The following is a 15,775-nucleotide window of genomic DNA, read 5'->3' on the forward strand; positions in this document are numbered from 1 at the left end:
TGTGGACCACATCGATCCCCGGCGCCTGATTCCCCGCACGAACGACTTGCTGGCACTGCCGCCCGTTCGCGAAGCCCGGACACGGCTGCATGAGCGTGTGATCCGCGAGCTTGTCCGGGACATCCAGGACCGGGCCCGGCGCGGCGACCTCCCTCCTGGCCAGGTGGAGCCAGTCCTGCTGGCCGCCATCGCTGACCGCAAGGCAACAGCCCTGCGTCCGGTGCTGAACGCAACCGGGGTAATCGTCCACACCAATCTCGGGCGGGCACCTCTTTCCGCGGCTGCGGTCGAAGCTGTTGTCGCAGCCAGCGGCTACGTCGATGTGGAACTCGACCTGGCTGACGGAAACCGCTCCCGACGTGGCGCCGGAGCCCGGGCGGCACTGCTCGAAGCCTGTCCCGCCGCTGAGGACGCACTGGTGGTCAACAACGGAGCCGCGGCGCTGGTACTGGCCACGACAGCTCTGGCGGCCGGCCGGGAGGTGGTGGTGAGCCGCGGCGAACTCGTTGAGATTGGTGCCGGCTTCAGGCTCACCGACCTGATGGAATCAACAGGTGCAAGGCTTCGCGAGGTGGGCACTACCAACCGGACCCACCTGCACGACTACGCCGGAGCCCTCAGCCCCGATACGGGCATCGTCCTGAAGGTGCATCCGAGCAACTTCCGGGTGGACGGTTTCACGTCCGCTGTTCCGCTGCACGAACTGAGGCCGCTGACACAGGTAAACGGGGTACCGCTCGTGGCCGACCTTGGCAGTGGACTGCTGGCACCCGACCCGTACCTCCCTGATGAACCTGATGTTGCCTCCGCCTTGGCGGACGGGGCCGACGTCGTCATCGCCAGCGGCGACAAACTGCTGGGCGGACCCCAGGCAGGTCTGCTGCTGGGCCGCAAGGAGGTCATCACCCGGTTGGCACGCCACCCGCTTGCCCGTGCCGTCCGGGCCGACAAACTTGCCCTCGCCGCCCTGGAGGCAACCGTCGCGGGCGGAATGCCGCCCGTCGTGCAGGCGCTGCACGCCGACGTGGGGCAACTGCGGCGCCGCACGGAACGGCTGGCCCAGGAACTCGGAGTACCCGTGGTGCCGCATGACGGCAGGGTAGGCGGCGGAGGCGCTCCCGGCTTTCCCCTGCCTGGGTGGGCGCTCCGGCTCCCCGAAGGACTGGCGCGGCTCCTGCGCACCGGCGATCCCGCCGTGCTTCCGCGCGTCCACGACAGTTCCTGCCTGATCGATTTGCGGTGCGTGCCCGCAGGGGACGACGACCGGATTCTCGAGGCCGTACGGCAGGCGCTGGCAACCCTTGAGGCTGCGGATGCCGGCAGGGCGGGCTGAGCAGTGCACGTCGTTGCCACGGCCGGACATGTGGACTCCGGCAAGAGCACCCTTGTCCGCGCCCTTACCGGCATGGAGCCGGACCGATGGGAAGAAGAACGGCGCCGCGGGCTGACCATCGACCTGGGTTACGCCTGGACCACGTTGCCGTCCGGGCGGGACGTTGCATTCGTGGACGTCCCCGGGCACGAGCGTTTCCTTGGCAACATGCTTGCCGGAATCGGGCCGGCTCCGGTGGTCTGTTTCGTCGTCGCCGCGGACGAAGGCTGGCAGGCGCAGTCGAGCGACCACCGGGACGCCGTGGCGGCGCTGGGTATCGAACATGGCGTGGTGGTCCTCAGCCGCGCAGACCGGGCGTCCAGCCAGAGGGTGGCGGACGTGCTGGCACGGACCCGCGTGGAGTTGGCCGGGACTGGCCTGGGGAACGCCCCGGCAGTTGCCGTGTCCGCCATCGACGGGACCGGCCTGGCCGACCTGCGATCAGCGCTCGACGGCGTTCTGGCCAGCGCGCCGCATCCCGCCACCGGTGGGCGGGTCCGATTGTGGGTGGACCGCTCGTTCACGATCACCGGTTCCGGCACGGTGGTGACTGGTACGCTGGCAGCAGGAACGATCGTCAAGGGGGACCGGCTTACCCTGCTTGGTCACTCTGGTTCCCGGTCCGTCGTCGTCCGTGGCCTGCAAAGCCGCGACACCTCGTACACCTCGGTGGCGCCGGTGAGCCGTGTGGCTTTGAACCTGCGCGACGTTTCCGCCACGGACATCCGGCGCGGGGACTCACTGCTTACCCCCGATGCCTGGCCCACCACTGGAGTCCTGGGCATCCAACGGACGACGGGTGTGGCCTATACGGATGTGCCGGAGCAGCTGACGGTCCATGTCGGCACCGCGTCCGTGCCAGCCCGGCTGCGTCCTTTCGGCGCTGATCACGCCCGGCTCGCCCTCGACAGGCAGCTGCCTCTCGTCCTGGGAGACCGGTTGGTGCTCCGTGACCCCGGGAGCCGCTCCGTGCTGGGCGGGGCACGCATCCTGGACGCCGATCCGCCGGCCTTGCGGCGGCGCGGCGACGGCGCCCACTGGGCCGAGCGGCTTGCAGGCATGGCCCCGGCGGGCGACGTGCTGGGGGAGGTCGCAGCACGCAAAGCCGTTCAGCTGGAGCATCTGCGCCGGCTCGGGCTTTTGTCCGGGGACCGCCCCAAGGCGCCGCCCGGCGTACAGGAACTTGATGACTGGTGGGTGCACGCTCCTGTCCTTGAGGCCTGGCAGCACCAGCTTCGCAGCGCAGTGCAGGCGCTGCAGGAACGTGATCCCTTGGCGCCAGGCCTTTCCAAGGGGGCAGCCCGCGACCTGCTTCGCCTGCCCGACGAGAGGCTGCTTTCCCATGTCATCCGCGGGGCTGCCCTGGAACAGGACGCAGGCCACGTCCGGCTGGTTGGCAGCCGGGGCAACCTTGGCCCGATCGAACCGGCAATCGCCGAGCTGGAGCGCAGACTCACCGCCCATGCGTTTCAGGCCCCGGAATCCGAGGAACTGGCCGCACTGGGCTTAGGAACGCGCGAGCTGGCTGCAGCCGAACGCACGGGTCGCCTGCTGCGGCTGCGTGACGGCGTGGTTCTGCTGCCAACGGCGCCGGCCCTTGCGATGCGAACCCTCGCCGGCTTGGAGCAGCCCTTCACCACCAGCCAGGCGCGTCAGGCTCTCGGAACAACGCGCCGGATTGCGGTTCCGCTGCTGGAGCATCTCGATTCCCGCGGCTGGACCGAGCGCCTGGATGCAGGCCATCGCAAGGTGCGGCGCGGCCATGGCTGATCAGACCCAGAGTCACGAAGTCCTGGTTACCATCGATCAGAACGCCTCGATGCAGATCGCAGTGCTACCGAATCCGGCGTCGGCGAGGTCGTCCTGGGCGCGCGCTGAGCACCTTGGCTGACCAATGCAGTCTGCGGGGTAGGATTCGGGGCCATGTCCTCTTCGATCGCCTGGCCCATTAGAGGTTCGAAGGAGGTCTCAACGCTATGACGTTCATTAAATCCCATCCCCCGGCGTGTTCGGGACAGAAGCGCCCGGCCCAGGTCATGTGTCGGACTCCGGCTCTGCCAGGGAATGTGGGCAGAGTGGCGGACGGCGGTGGTGAGGGATTCTCCACGTCCGGAGGGACCGTTCACTCGGGTCCGTCGTGGCTCACAATGCTCACAAAAGAGGGTGTGGACGGTGTCCACACCCTGGGCTTCGGATTCGGTTGTACAGGCGTCGGAGCGTGTCGGGTTGGGGATGTTTTCCGGTGAAGGCGGGATTCTAAAGGCGACGGGCTGGTTGGAGTCCCACCTCGGGCACGTCTTTCCCCTGTTCAGGGGGGTTTTTAGCCTCTGAGTGTGCACATTTTGTGTGGTGAATGGCCCCTTCGGGGGCCTTTTTCATTGCTGGCCAGTGCTGTGGCCGGCGGCCTCCTTGCCTTGCTGGACGGACGGGTTGTTGTTCGTTACCTGTTCATGGGTGTTTATGGGTCGGCGCACATGACGTTCGAAAAGTTTTTTGGGGATTTGATCCGCTGCTCCAGCACAGTAGCAGTAGGGTTACCCGCCCGACCGTAGAGGTTACCTGTACGGCGCAAAGCGAAAATCTCTTTGGCGGCCTCGAAATTCTCGAATTCGAACGCGGCCGACTGGTAGATCGGAACCACCGCAGTGTTCTGCGCAGTTCCCGGGGTGTATCCGGCGCTGTTGTGCCACGCCTACCAACACTCGTAGAGCTAAGCCCGCCGTCTATAACTTTGAGAACAGCAACTCCCGCTTGCCCAACAGGCGGAGGAGCCGAACCACCAGAGGAGCCCCGCGAAATGAGCATTTCGCAGGGTCTCCGTCTGCCTGACCGGAACGTGCCACGAGTCATCGGCTCGCGCGAGATCTGGATTCGCGTACCTACTGACGTCTCAAACCGAACACCGATAACAAAGATTTCGTCAACCTTCGCCGAGAAGGAAGGCTGCTCGTGAGGTTCAAGGCAAGGCACGGCTTCGACCAAGGGCCGGGATCTTCCAGGCAAAGGCAAAGGGCGCACCCCGTTCGCTGGGTGCGCCCTTTACTGCAGGTTGATCAATCCTTCTTGAAAGCGTCCTTGACCTTCTCGCCGGTCTGCTTCAAATCGCCTTTGGCCTGATCGGCTTGGCCCTCGGTCCGCAGGCTTTCATCGCCCGTGGCGGCACCGGCCGCTTCCTTGCCCTTGCCGCCGGCTTTCTCAGCGGCGTTCTCAATCTTGTCGCCCAGTCCCATGGTGTTTCCTCCTCTGGTTGGCAGCCGTTCGCATTCGGCTAGAAACATCATAAGCATGCTTAGCAACAAGTTTTCAAGCACACGGCGGATGCTCGGCTGCCAGGACGGCTCACATTGCTGACCATCGCGCACCGCCAGTTCCGCCCATAAAACGACAGATCAGGCGATAGACGGGAGCTATCGCTGCTACTTCTACTCCCGTGGTTTTAGCGCCGACAATGATGACTCTGTAAGGCTGGACGGGTAGCTGAGTGCCCGATGCCATCCATCAGGATGGAGCAGCTGTTGCAGTGCCTTGCCAGGCTGGTCCGTCTACCTGACCCGGTTTACTTGGCCAGTTCCACCCTGTTCCGTCCGGCAGACTTGGCGGCGTAGAGGGCGGCATCGGCCTCGCCCAGGAGAGTGTCGGCATCGACCGGGTGCTCGAGACTGAACGAGGAGATCCCGGCACTGATCCGCACTTGGCCGGATGGATCACCTGCGTGCGCAATGGCCAGATCGCGGACGGCGTTCAGCGCGCGGTGCATCAGTGCTTTCGCTGCGGCGGCCGACTGTTGGGGCAGCACCAGCAGGAATTCCTCGCCGCCGTACCGGTACACGCCGTCGCTTTTGCGGACTGAGCCCAGGAGCGCGGCCGCCACTGCCCGCAGTGCCAGGTCTCCTGCTTGGTGGCCGTAGACATCGTTGTAGCTTTTGAAATTGTCCACGTCGCACATGGCTACGCTGTACTCCTCCGCGTACCGGTGGCTCCGCAGGTGCAGCTGTTCGAGGTCCTCCGAGAGCTTGAGCCGGTTGTGCAGGCCCGTCAGCGGGTCGGTGCGTGCCTGCCGCGACAGGACCTTGCGGTAATGGGCGAGGTCAGCGTGCAGGGTGGTGATGCGTCGGGCCACCAGTAGCCGGGCGTGCAGGACGAACGGGTCCAGCGGTTTGGTGACGTAGTCGTCGGCGCCGGCCTCCAGCCCGGCCAGTACGTCGTCCCGCGACCCCTGCGATGTCAGCAGCACCACGTAGGTGTACAGCTCCTGCTCGCGTGCCCTGATGGCACGGCACAGCGCCAGCCCGTCCAGTCCGGGCATCATCCAGTCGGTGACCACCACGTCCGGCTGGTGCTCCAGGTACAGCGCCCACGCCTGGTCACCGTCCGCGGCGGTGAGGCAGTCATGGCCGGAACGTTCGACGGCGGCCCTGGCCACCAGCAATGACCCCGGGTCGTCGTCGGCTACCAGTACTTTCAGGGGGCCACCTCCAGCGCCGCGTCCAGTTCGTCGTCCAGCCGCTCCAGCTCTTCCTCAAGGCGGCGGACCAGCGGGGTCCCGCCGCCGGGTGTTCCGCGCCGGCCCAGCCCTTCCAGCTCGGCGCAGATCCCTGCCACGGCCGCCGCCCCGATATTGGCAGCGGCCCCCTTCAGCGCGTGCGCAGCCTGTGCCAGAGCCGGTCCGTCGCCGTCGTCCACTGCCGTCTTGAGCGCACCCACCCGGGCGGGCAGGTCCCGGCGGAAGGCAGCCGCCGCCTCGGGCAGCAGGCCCCGGCCGTCCTCCGGCCCCAGCTCCCGCAGCATGGTGATCCTGTCCTGGTCTAGGGCCGGTGTTGCCGCGGTGCGCGCTGACGGGGCGGTGCCCGTGACAGCAAGCGGCTGGGGGACAGGCTCGGGAACAACCCCCTTTTCCCGGTCCGGGACCCAGCGGATGAGCGTGGCCTGCAGCGCGGCGGCGTCCACGGGCTTGGCGAGATAGTCGTCCATGCCGGCGGCGAGGCATCGTTCCCGGTCACCGTCCAGGGCTCCGGCGGTCATCGCGATGATCGGCTGGCGGGGATGCCTGCCATCCCGTTGCCGGATCCGGCGGGTGGCCTCGAACCCGTCCATCACCGGCATGTGGCAGTCCATCAGCACGGCCGCGTACCGGAAATCGGCGGTGGCGGACAGGGCCTCGGCGCCGTTGGACACCACGTCCACCGCATATCCCAGTCGGCTGACGGTGGCCCGTGCTACCAGCTGGTTCACCTCGTTGTCTTCCACGACAAGGATCCGGCCGCGTGATGGCCCGTCCTGCGCCGGAGCCGCCTGGGCAGGCGCGGACGCCGGAACTGGAGGATGGTGTGTGGACATTAGACGGACCAGGCGGTTGTAGAACTCAGAGCTTCGGACCGGCTTCATCAGCCATTCACGGACGCCGGCCTGGCTGATCTCGGCAGCGTTCACCTGCATCGTGGACGTAAGCATGATCAATTCGATAGCAGCCAGCCCGGCATCGGCCTTGATGCTCCGCGCCAGTTCCAGCCCGTCCGTGCCCGGCATGCATAAGTCCAGGACGGCCAGGTCGAAAGGCTCCCGGGCAGCCTCCGCCTCCCTGGCCCGGGCCAGTGCCGAGGCAGCATCGGGGACGGCTTCGGGCTGGAGCCGCCAGCCGCGCAGCTGGGATTCGAGCACGAGCCTGTTGGTGGCGTTGTCATCCACCACCAGCACCCGCAGGCCGTTGAGGAAGACGGCCGCCGGCACCGGGTCCGTGGACGGGGGCGCCACCGGAAGCGGCAGCCGGAACCAGAACGTGCTGCCCTTCCCAGGGGTGCTGTCGAGGCCGATTTCGCCCTCCATCGCGTCCGTCAGTCGGCTGCAGATGGCCAGGCCCAACCCGGTGCCGCCGTATCGGCGGGTGGTGGACGCGTCGGCCTGGGAGAAGGACTGGAAGAGCCTGCCGTGCTGGGAAGGGTCAATGCCGATACCAGTGTCACGGACCTCGAAGTACACCGCCGCGGTGCTCCCGGCAGCGGCACCGGGGTTCTCCGTCTTAACTCTGATGGACACCTCGCCGGAGGCCGTGAACTTCACCGCGTTGGACGCCAGGTTCAGGAGGACCTGCCGGATCCGGCCGGAATCGCCCAACAGCCGGGCCGGCACCTCGGGTTCGCAAAAGGCGATCAGTTCCAGATTCTTGGCCTGCGCCGGTCCGGCCAGGAGCCCGGCCACTTCCTCCACGAGGACCCGAGGGTCGAAGGGGCGCACGTCCAGGTCGACCTTGCCGGCTTCCAGCTTGGAGAAATCCAGGATGTCGTTGATTAGGGCCAGCAGAGCCTCACCGGCCCCCTTGACGCCATCCGCGTACTGCCTCTGGGTCGGGTCAAGCGGCGTTTCCAGCAACAGTGCCGTCAGCCCCACCACCCCGTTCATGGGGGTGCGGATCTCGTGGCTCATGGTGGCAAGGAACTCCGACTTCAACCGGCTGGACTCCATGGCCGCCTCGCGGGCCGCCTCCAGTTCCCTGGTGCGGACGGCCACCTCATCCTCCAGCCCGGTGGTCAGGGTGATGTTCTCCAGGATGATCAGCACCTGGCGGACCATAACGAAGACGAGGACGGCAGCGCCCACCGCCAGCAGGAAAGGGTTCAGTTCCGCCAAGTGGGGGCCTGCGAACAGCAGCACCGCCACGAGCAGCGGCACATACGGCAGCAGCTCCAGCGCCAGGGTATAGCCCGGCCTGCGCGGCCCGGCGCCCTCCCGGTACGGCGCCAGCGGCGCAAGGGCAACCAGGAGGAACGCGACGATCCAGCCCAACGCGAGAGGAGAACCCGTGGTGCCCGTGACGCCCTCGAACGTTAACCGCACGTAGATGCTGTCCGTCACGGCCAATACCAGCAGGCCGCCGCCAAAGCACAACCACGACAACCGTTCGCCCGGCTGCCGGCGTACTGCCAGTACCAGCACCAGCGACGTAATCACCAGGTCCACCACCGGGTAGCCCATCCCGGTCAACCGGGACAGCGGATCACCCTCGGCATCGAACGCCGGGCCTAGCACCACGAACCAGCTGACCACCAGGACGGATCCGGCAATCACCGCCGCGTCCATCACCGCCCGGTACAGCGCCACATGGTTGCCGCCGCGCCTCTTAAACGCAAACAGGGCGACGACGGCGGGCACCGAGTATCCGAGGAACAAGGCGTCAGCAAGGGAGGGGAAGGGGTACACATGGCTATTGGCCAGGCCGAAGGACGTGTAGACGGCCATTCCCGCAGCCCAGATGAAAGCCGCCGCCGACATAAAGGTCCAGGCCCTGGCATTGGCACCCCCGCGACGCGCCGCCCGGGCACAGCTCACGCAGGCCAGCAGCGACGCTGCCAGAATCACGACGTCACCGGTCACCAGCGCAGCCGGAGTTCCGCTGTTGACCGCAAGAAAGAGGCCGAGCGCGGCCAAACCGATGACTGTCAGCACGGCCGTCCACTTCACGGGCGCTTTGTTGCGGCTGCCGGCGGGCCGGTGCTGCAGGAGACCACTCTGAGACACGCGTAACCCTCCCCATAGCTGCGCCCTGAGACCTGCCGGCTCCCGGAAAAATCCGGGCGCTGGAGCCCACCCGAGACCTAGGTGGAGACGCAGTTACATGATAGGCCCGACCAGTCGGAAATCGCCCGGATTCGGCCCAGCCCGTACAGCCCCGTTTGTGGGTTAGGCCTCCTGACGGGCGCTGGGCGTACTGCCGCCACCTGCTCGGGTTCTGTCCCAGGTGACGCTCCCAGGTGACGCTCCCAGGTACCTAGCCGACGGGATTGATCGTTCCCGTTGACACCCCCCCGCACAGCAAAAGCCGTTCACCGGTACTTCAGGGGTAAGAATGTAGTCAAAGCGATAACAGGAACAGCGATAACAGGATCTATGAGGCTTCCTGCCCCCGCGCGGGGCAGGAAGCCTCGCGAGCGAGCGTGGCGGGGGTGTGCACGTGGAATGGAAGCCTAGTGGCAGGGACAGGAAGGCTGTAACCGTGGGTCGTGCTTTCGGAGGAGCCATGTCTGGCTCCGGCTCGTTAAATACGATGCAGCCACTGTCCGTTCTGGTCGCTGATGACGATGCGGGGTCGTTGTTGGTTGCCCGGGCTGCTGTGGAACGGTCAGGGCATGAGTGCCTGACGGCCGTTGATGGGAAAGCGGCTTGGAAGACCTACCGGGAGCGCCGGCCTGATGTGGTGGTCACGGACTTGGCGATGCCGGGCATGGACGGGCTGGCCTTGTGCCGGGCCATCAGGGCAGCTGAAACCGATTCTTATACGTACATCATGCTGGTCACGTCCCATGATGGGCGTGAGGATGTGCTGGCCGGCATGCAGGCGGGGGCCGATGACTACCTGACAAAGCCTCTTGATCCTTTCGTCCTGCACACCCGGCTCGTGGCCGCCCGCCGGGTGACCGCGCTGCACCGGGAGTTGGCCGGCGCCCTTAGGGCGGCCAGGACCAGCAATGAACGGTTGGCCGAATTCACCGGCCGGGTCAGCCATGACCTTCGCAACCCGTTGACGTCACTTCTCGGCTATGTGGAGCTGGCAGAAATGGACGACGGGCCTGACAGCGACAACCCGGCGGAGTACCTCGCGATCATTGGTTCCAGTGGCAGGCGGATGCTGGCCATGGTCGATGATCTGCTTGGATTCGCCTCCGTCGGCGGGTCACTCTCACGGACCCGGGTATCGCTTGCGGAATTGGTGCGCGACGTTACGACGGACTTGCGCCAGGGACTGACCCAGGCCTGTGCTTCCGTTGAATGCACCGATTTCGTTTTGACCGGGGACCCGGTGCAGATGCGGGTGGCGTTACAGAACCTCATCCAGAACGCCGCCGCCTACCGCCGTCCGCAGGTGCCGCCGGTCATCCGGATATCCGGGCACGCTGTGGAGGATGGTGTGGTGGTGCGCGTGTCCGATAACGGCAAAGGCATCAGCGAAAAGGACCGCCGCCGGGTCATGGAGCCCCTGGTCCGGTTGCACAGGGAAGGTGACCCGGCCGGCACCGGACTCGGCCTTGCCACCTGCGCACGAATAGCGGCCGCACACGGAGGCCGGCTGGACATCGAACCAGGGGAAAACGGCGGGACGACCGTCAGCCTCTACCTCCCCGACGGCGGATACATCCCGGCCTAGGCTTCTTGCGTGATCGCTGCTGCAGGACTGCGCCTGTGACCTGACCGCCGGCAACTTCAAGCTTACGGTCGCGCTCGGCAGCGGCAGGCCGGCGGATGTCGCGAACGGACGGCTCTACGGGTAAGGCACCACGAAATGGTTCCCGCCCAGACGCCATTCCAAGCCGTCGACCTCGATCCTCAATACGGAGGTCGTGCCACGCCGGAACAACCGCCGCCGTTCCTCAACGTGTCCGTTGCCTTCAAGGTATGCGCGCATAACCCGGCAGACCCTCCGGAGGTCGGCCTCCTTCTCCAGCTCCACGTCGTCGTAGTCGAAAAGAGTTGCCTGGACGTTCAGCTCTGGGACGAAGGCGTCTATCCATTCGTAGCTTGCTCGGATGATTGCGATGCGGTTCTTGTCGACACGGCTCACGTGAACACCGTGCAGCCAGGAATCGACTTTGGAACTGACCTCCGACACGGTGAAATTTTCGTCGAACACCTGGTCCACGACCCGATGGAGCATGGCTTTGATGTCGATATTCACGAGGACAGTCTCCCAGCTGCGTCCTGCCAAAGACGCCAACCACGCGGATCTGACGACCGGTAACGGCTGTCCTCGCAGCTACTTCTACTGCCGTTGCTCTAGCGCCGATAACCCTGATTCCGTCATCCGCTCACGGCTGGACTGGCGGCGGGGGCGGCTCCAGCTGGAATCCGCACGTGCAGTGCAGGACCCGGGTCTGCAAATAGGCGCCCAGGAAGTCAGCCGGGCCGGGCTCGGTGCAAACCGGACGTTCCAAAAGCCGGCGCGCCGGGCCCGCGGGGGTCATCGGTTCGCGGCAGTGAATGTATACGGAGCCGAGGTGGAAGACGTCCTCGTCCGGACCGAGGTAGCGGGCCAGGACCGGTGCGAGGAACTCTGCGTTGGTTGCCAGGGCGCTTGAGCCGCAGCAAGAGGTGCAGCTGAATGCGACGGCCATGGATCCGCTCGACGCGTCCAGGACGGTGATGGATTCTGCGAGCAGGTGCTGGTCGGTGCCGCACGTGATGCACCATGGGCGCTGCCCGCGTGGCTGGTGACCTTGGGCCGGGTAATGGCTGCCGGAAGGGACCGTGGCTGGCATCAGACCAGATTGGGGTAGCTGGACAGGAGATAGTCGGCTGCGGCGGGGCCTTTCATGCGCAGAGTGTTCTGGTCGGGGTCTACCCGCCGGCGCATCGCTGCCCAGAAGGAGCGTTCCCTTCGCGGCCTGGTGTGGGTGACGGTGCACCAGCTGATGTAAAGCCCGTAGAGCCGGTCGCGTTCGAGCGTGGCCCCTGAGTCGGGGTCGCAGATTGTGGCGTCGCGAAGGAACTGATCGAACTGTGAAACGGCCATGGCTGGCTCTTTTCGTTTCCGGTGCAGGTAAGGCTGCCGCGTGGCTGCAGCAGCTGTGCTTCGGCGCCCTGCACTGGGCGCTGAGGCTGTTCACCGGATCGCCGCTACACGGCCGGCCGGGTTTTGCACCCGTATGCCTACATTGTAGACTTCGGAGGTGGAGAACGGAAGCGGCATCCTGTTCCCGGGCCGGCGTATGCGGAAAGGATCCAGCCATGAGCGAGAGCAGCACGACCGGTTCCGGCCGGAAGGCCCGGCTGAACCGGGCAAGAGTGCTTTCCGCGGCCCTGGAACTGGTCGATGAGGAAGGGCTCGAAGCGCTCACCATGCGCAGGCTCGGGCAGAGATTGGGCCGTGACCCGATGAGCCTGTACCGGTACGCCGAGAGCCGGTCAGCGCTCCTGGACGGCCTCACTGAGTTGGTTCTGGGCCAACTGTCCGTCCCACGAGGGCTGGATTGGCAGGCTACGCTGCGAGGTGTCGCCCACGATATGCGGCGGCTCGCGCTCCGGCACCCCAACGTCGTGCCGCTGCTGGTGACCCGGCCGCTGTCGACTCCGCTGGGCCTGCGCCCGCACGGAACCGTCAGGCCGCTGGAGCAGATCCTTTCGCTGCTGATCGACGCCGGCTTCACGCCCGCAGCCGCCCTGCACGTCTACCGGGCCTTCTACGCATTCCTCTACGGACACCTTCTCAACGAACTGCAGGAACTGGTGGTGGATCCTGACGAAAATGATGCGGTCCTGCGTCTGGGCCTGTATCATCTCCCGGCCAAGGAGTTTCCCCGGCTCCGGGCAATGGCCCCGGTGCTGGCCGACTATGACGGCGCCCGGGAACTGGAAGTAGGACTGAACATCCTCCTGTCCGGCCTCGCAGCAGCCCTCAAAGCAGCGGACAAATAATGGGGGCTCCCGGCTGATCCCGTAATCGCGGGCAAGGACGGACTTGGGAATTCTGTTGCCGCCCGCTGGACCAGCTCGACCGTCCGTTCCGGTGTGATTCCCTCACCTAATGACGGCCCAAAGTAAGCGCCGATAATTGACAGTTCGTCAAGCCAGGGCACGGAGTGCCGGGCGAGCAGCTATTCGCTACTCCACGTCAGGCCGAGCATCTGGAAGGCGTCCTTGATCGCATCACCGTTGTGGCGCAGTTCCTCGCGCTTGGCGTGGGCTTGGCCACAGTGGAGGGGACTACCGGCAACGTCTTGTCAGCGGGCGTTGGCATGCTGACGGCCATTCGGGCGGCGTGAGGGCGGCTTGGAAACGGACGCAATGGCGGTGCAGAACATCGCGACGGGCGCGGCGGATCTGGGTTACCGGGGGCTGTGCCCCGGTAGCGGCGGGTGCCGATCAAGCCGCGGGCATCATTCTTATCCGGTTGTGCTGGCCCGCACTATGAGTTTGTAGTCTGCTCTTACTTCGGCGGGGTCGGCAGGATTGATGGTCTGGCCTGAGACGCGCGCAAGGAGAATATCGACAGCCGTCTTGGCGATTCCTGCCTTGTCGGGAGAGATCGAGGTGAGCGCCGGGCTGGAATAGGAGCATTCTTCGATGTCATCCCATCCGACGATGGCGATATCCTGTGGGACTTTCACTCCTCTGTCCAGGAAGCACTTGAGGGCGCCGAATGCGAGGGTGTCGTTGAAGCAGAATACGGCGTCGATGTCCGGTTTGCGGTCCAGCAGCCGCTGCGCCGCGGCGTAGCCTGCGGCCCTGGTCCAAGCTGTTGACTCGGAATCTATTTCGGTGGTGACGGGGAGGTTGGCGCGGTCCATGGCTGCAAGGTACCCGCGGAGCCGGTGCGTGGCGGGGCCGGACACGGCCATGTTGCGCGAGGCTCCGATCGCGGCGATCGAGCGTCGTCCCATGTCGATCAGATGCTGGGTTGCTTCGGCGGCGGCCGCTTCGTTGTCCACAGAGACGTGCACGACGGGTGCCCCGCTGGCTTCCAGGCTTTCGCCCAGGAGGACGACCGGAAAATCAATTTCTTCATCGACGAGGTCCTGGGCGGTGATGGAGAGCGGGTTGAGTATCAGCCCGTCGATGAGGTTGGACTGGTAACCGCGCAGGACCAGGAGCTCCCGGTCCCGGATGCCTCCGGTTTGGCCGATCAGGACCGTCACACCCAGTTCGGCGGCCCGTTGTTCGACATGGTCGGCGAGTTCAGCGAAGTAGGGGGCAGCTATTTCCGGCAGCGCGAGGGCGAGGATGCCTGTCCGGCCCTGCCTTAGCCTTCGAGCCGAGATGTTCGGTGTGTACTTCAGGCTGTCGATCGCTGCCTGGACGCGGGCCCGGGTTTCGGGTTTGACGTGGATGTAGCCACTGACGACGTTTGACACGGTGCGCTGCGAGACACCGGCCAGTTCCGCGACGTCTCGCATGCTTGTTCCCATGTTTCCTCCTGGATGATTCCTTGGTTGTGCGGGTCTGCTGAATCCAGATTGCCATGTCAGGGGCGCCCGGGGCGGGACCGGCGGTGCCGGTCCCGCCCGAGGCGGCTATTTGGTCAGAATTGCGTTGATGCTGTTGTCGCCGTCTTTTAGAGCCTGCTCAACTGGGCGTCCCTGGAACCAGATCGATTCGATGGCGTCCCGCACTGCCTTTGCGACGGCGGGCCAGCTGGCAATGTGCGGCACGGCGTGGGCAATGCTCAGGCCCGTCTCTGCGTAATTGGCCCGTTGCGGGGCTGCCTTGTACGCTGCGCTGTTCAGCACCGACTTTTGTGCAGCGATGTGGCCAGTGCCGAGGGCCCAAGCGCTGTCGTTTGCATTGAGGAAGGACAGGAATTCCGCCGCGGCACGGTACTTCACCGGATCCGCGTCCGCGTGCTTGGGGATCACCCACGTGTGCGAATCGGCCCATACGGCTGGCTTGTCGAATAGCGTCGGGAAGTTCGTGGCTTCGTAGTTGAACTCTGCTTTCTTGCTGTACTCGTCCACGACCCAGGTGCCGTTGACCAGCATGGCGGCGTCTCCGTTCAGGAATGACTGCCCGGCCGCGTCGTAGGTCTGATTGCCGTTCGCGTAGCCTGACTTGAAGACCTCGTCCAGGAATGACAGGCCTGTCCGGGCCTGCGGTGAGTCGAGAGTTGATTTGGTGCCGTCGGCGCTGAGGAAGTCCCCGCCCTGCTGCTGCATCAGGCTGTGTAGGGTGTGGATGCCAAGCTGGTCGCCCGAGCGCGCGACGGCCATGAAGTTCTTGCCGGTTTTTTCCTTGACTGTCTTGGCGTCAGCCAGGAATTCCTGGGTCGAGGTGGGCAGCTTGGGCTTGCCGCCGGCGTCGACGAGCCCGGCCGCCTTGAAGATGTCAACGTTGACGTGGGCGAGGATGGCGTGCACGTCAAAGGGCACGGCGTATGTCTTGTCGTTGTATCCGATGGCTGTCTTTGCGGCAGGGGCGATGTCATTCGTATCAAGCTTCGTAATTCCGGCGAGGTCATCGAGCGGTACGAGCAGGTCTCGTTTGGCGTAATCGACCAGGCTGGACCCGTGCATGACAGCAACGTCCGGCGGGTTGCCGCCAGCGAAGGCAGTGTTCAAGGCGTCATAGTAGGAGTCCCAGGCGCTGCCACCGAGGCGCTGGACCTTAATGCCCCATTTGTTGTCGGCATTGAACTTGTTCACCAGGGTCTGCAGGGTCGCGCACTCTCCCACGGCCTTGGACAGGTCGGTGTTGGTGCCGGTTGCTTCCGGGCAGTTGCCGAAGGGGTTGGACATCTGCAATGTGGCGCCCTTGAGCTGGTCGTCGGTCACGGCGGTGATTGCTCCCGGCCCGGACTTGTCGGTGCTGCCCTCGGATGCGCCACATCCGGCCAGGGCGGTCGTGAGGATGGCTGATGCTGTTAGTGCGACGGTCATGTGTCGCAGGGATTGTTTCATAGGGTTTCTCCTTTGAAGTGTTGTTCCA

12 protein-coding genes and 1 pseudogene are annotated in these 15,775 nt (G+C 65.4%); 4 read left to right on the top strand and 9 right to left on the bottom strand.

Features of this window, described 5'->3' with window-relative positions:
• Position 1 precedes the first annotated feature (1 nt).
• Together selA and selB are read left to right on the top strand one after the other, a co-directional pair.
• Entirely contained in the window at positions 2-1,333 is a 1,332-nt protein-coding gene (selA, locus tag ACFVTE_RS19030) for an L-seryl-tRNA(Sec) selenium transferase (protein WP_387103026.1), read from the top strand.
• A gap of 3 nt (positions 1,334-1,336) precedes the next feature.
• Positions 1,337-3,142, top strand: coding sequence for a selenocysteine-specific translation elongation factor (gene selB / locus ACFVTE_RS19035; protein WP_387103028.1), 1,806 nt, complete (start codon positions 1,337-1,339; stop codon positions 3,140-3,142).
• Positions 3,143-3,830: 688 nt separating this feature from the next.
• Here selB and ACFVTE_RS19040 read toward each other — a convergent pair.
• The 4 genes and pseudogenes from ACFVTE_RS19040 to ACFVTE_RS19055 form a co-directional block, all read right to left on the bottom strand.
• A pseudogene (locus tag ACFVTE_RS19040) lies at positions 3,831-4,034 on the bottom strand (PLP-dependent transferase); the annotation flags it as partial.
• A gap of 391 nt (positions 4,035-4,425) precedes the next feature.
• Complete coding sequence (locus ACFVTE_RS19045; RefSeq protein ID WP_387103030.1) at positions 4,426-4,602, bottom strand: CsbD family protein; 177 nt, start codon at positions 4,600-4,602, stop codon at positions 4,426-4,428.
• Positions 4,603-4,928: 326 nt separating this feature from the next.
• Positions 4,929-5,837, bottom strand: a complete 909-nt coding sequence (locus ACFVTE_RS19050; RefSeq protein ID WP_387103089.1) for a diguanylate cyclase — start codon at positions 5,835-5,837, stop codon at positions 4,929-4,931.
• Complete coding sequence (locus ACFVTE_RS19055; protein ID WP_387103032.1) at positions 5,834-8,884, bottom strand: response regulator; 3,051 nt, start codon at positions 8,882-8,884, stop codon at positions 5,834-5,836. Before ACFVTE_RS19055 ends, ACFVTE_RS19050 begins: the two co-directional genes overlap by 4 nt.
• Positions 8,885-9,383: 499 nt before the next feature.
• Here ACFVTE_RS19055 and ACFVTE_RS19060 point away from each other — a divergent pair, with 499 nt between their 5' ends.
• Positions 9,384-10,508 carry a response regulator gene (locus ACFVTE_RS19060; RefSeq protein WP_387103033.1) on the top strand — a complete coding sequence of 375 codons (1,125 nt, stop codon included), beginning with the start codon at positions 9,384-9,386 and terminating at the stop codon, positions 10,506-10,508.
• 114 nt (positions 10,509-10,622) lie between these two features.
• Here ACFVTE_RS19060 and ACFVTE_RS19065 read toward each other — a convergent pair whose 3' ends face one another.
• The 3 genes from ACFVTE_RS19065 to ACFVTE_RS19075 all read right to left on the bottom strand — a co-directional run bounded on the left by ACFVTE_RS19065 (position 10,623) and on the right by ACFVTE_RS19075 (position 11,870).
• Entirely contained in the window at positions 10,623-11,036 is a 414-nt protein-coding gene (locus tag ACFVTE_RS19065) for a hypothetical protein (RefSeq protein WP_387103035.1), read from the bottom strand.
• A gap of 130 nt (positions 11,037-11,166) precedes the next feature.
• Positions 11,167-11,616: a hypothetical protein gene (locus ACFVTE_RS19070; RefSeq protein ID WP_387103037.1), complete on the bottom strand. Its 450-nt coding sequence runs from the start codon at positions 11,614-11,616 to the stop codon at positions 11,167-11,169.
• The gene (locus ACFVTE_RS19075) at positions 11,616-11,870 is read right to left on the bottom strand and encodes a hypothetical protein (protein ID WP_387103039.1); all 255 of its coding nucleotides are present in this window, start codon (positions 11,868-11,870) and stop codon (positions 11,616-11,618) included. Before ACFVTE_RS19075 ends, ACFVTE_RS19070 begins: the two co-directional genes overlap by 1 nt.
• 215 nt (positions 11,871-12,085) lie before the next feature.
• Here ACFVTE_RS19075 and ACFVTE_RS19080 point away from each other — a divergent pair, with 215 nt between their 5' ends.
• Entirely contained in the window at positions 12,086-12,772 is a 687-nt protein-coding gene (locus tag ACFVTE_RS19080; protein ID WP_387103040.1) for a TetR/AcrR family transcriptional regulator C-terminal domain-containing protein, read from the top strand.
• A gap of 467 nt (positions 12,773-13,239) precedes the next feature.
• Here ACFVTE_RS19080 and ACFVTE_RS19085 read toward each other — a convergent pair whose 3' ends face one another.
• Positions 13,240-14,262, bottom strand: a complete 1,023-nt coding sequence (locus tag ACFVTE_RS19085; RefSeq protein WP_387103042.1) for a LacI family DNA-binding transcriptional regulator — start codon at positions 14,260-14,262, stop codon at positions 13,240-13,242.
• 105 nt (positions 14,263-14,367) lie between these two features.
• Complete coding sequence (locus ACFVTE_RS19090) at positions 14,368-15,747, bottom strand: ABC transporter substrate-binding protein (RefSeq protein ID WP_387103044.1); 1,380 nt, start codon at positions 15,745-15,747, stop codon at positions 14,368-14,370.
• Positions 15,748-15,775 lie beyond the last annotated feature (28 nt).

This window comes from Arthrobacter sp. NPDC058097 (genome assembly GCF_042884885.1).
Taxonomy (GTDB): domain Bacteria; phylum Actinomycetota; class Actinomycetes; order Actinomycetales; family Micrococcaceae; genus Arthrobacter.

Excerpts from the sequence above, each read along its gene's own strand:
- ACFVTE_RS19045 (WP_387103030.1), bottom strand. The coding sequence starts at position 4,602 with ATGGGACTGGGCGACAAGATTGAGAACGCCGCTGAGAAAGCCGGCGGC.
- ACFVTE_RS19060 (WP_387103033.1), top strand. The coding sequence starts at position 9,384 with ATGTCTGGCTCCGGCTCGTTAAATACGATGCAGCCACTGTCCGTTCTG.
- ACFVTE_RS19070 (WP_387103037.1), bottom strand. The coding sequence starts at position 11,616 with ATGCCAGCCACGGTCCCTTCCGGCAGCCATTACCCGGCCCAAGGTCAC.
- ACFVTE_RS19075 (WP_387103039.1), bottom strand. The coding sequence starts at position 11,870 with ATGGCCGTTTCACAGTTCGATCAGTTCCTTCGCGACGCCACAATCTGC.
- ACFVTE_RS19080 (WP_387103040.1), top strand. The coding sequence starts at position 12,086 with ATGAGCGAGAGCAGCACGACCGGTTCCGGCCGGAAGGCCCGGCTGAAC.
- ACFVTE_RS19085 (WP_387103042.1), bottom strand. The coding sequence starts at position 14,262 with ATGGGAACAAGCATGCGAGACGTCGCGGAACTGGCCGGTGTCTCGCAG.
- ACFVTE_RS19090 (WP_387103044.1), bottom strand. The coding sequence starts at position 15,747 with ATGAAACAATCCCTGCGACACATGACCGTCGCACTAACAGCATCAGCC.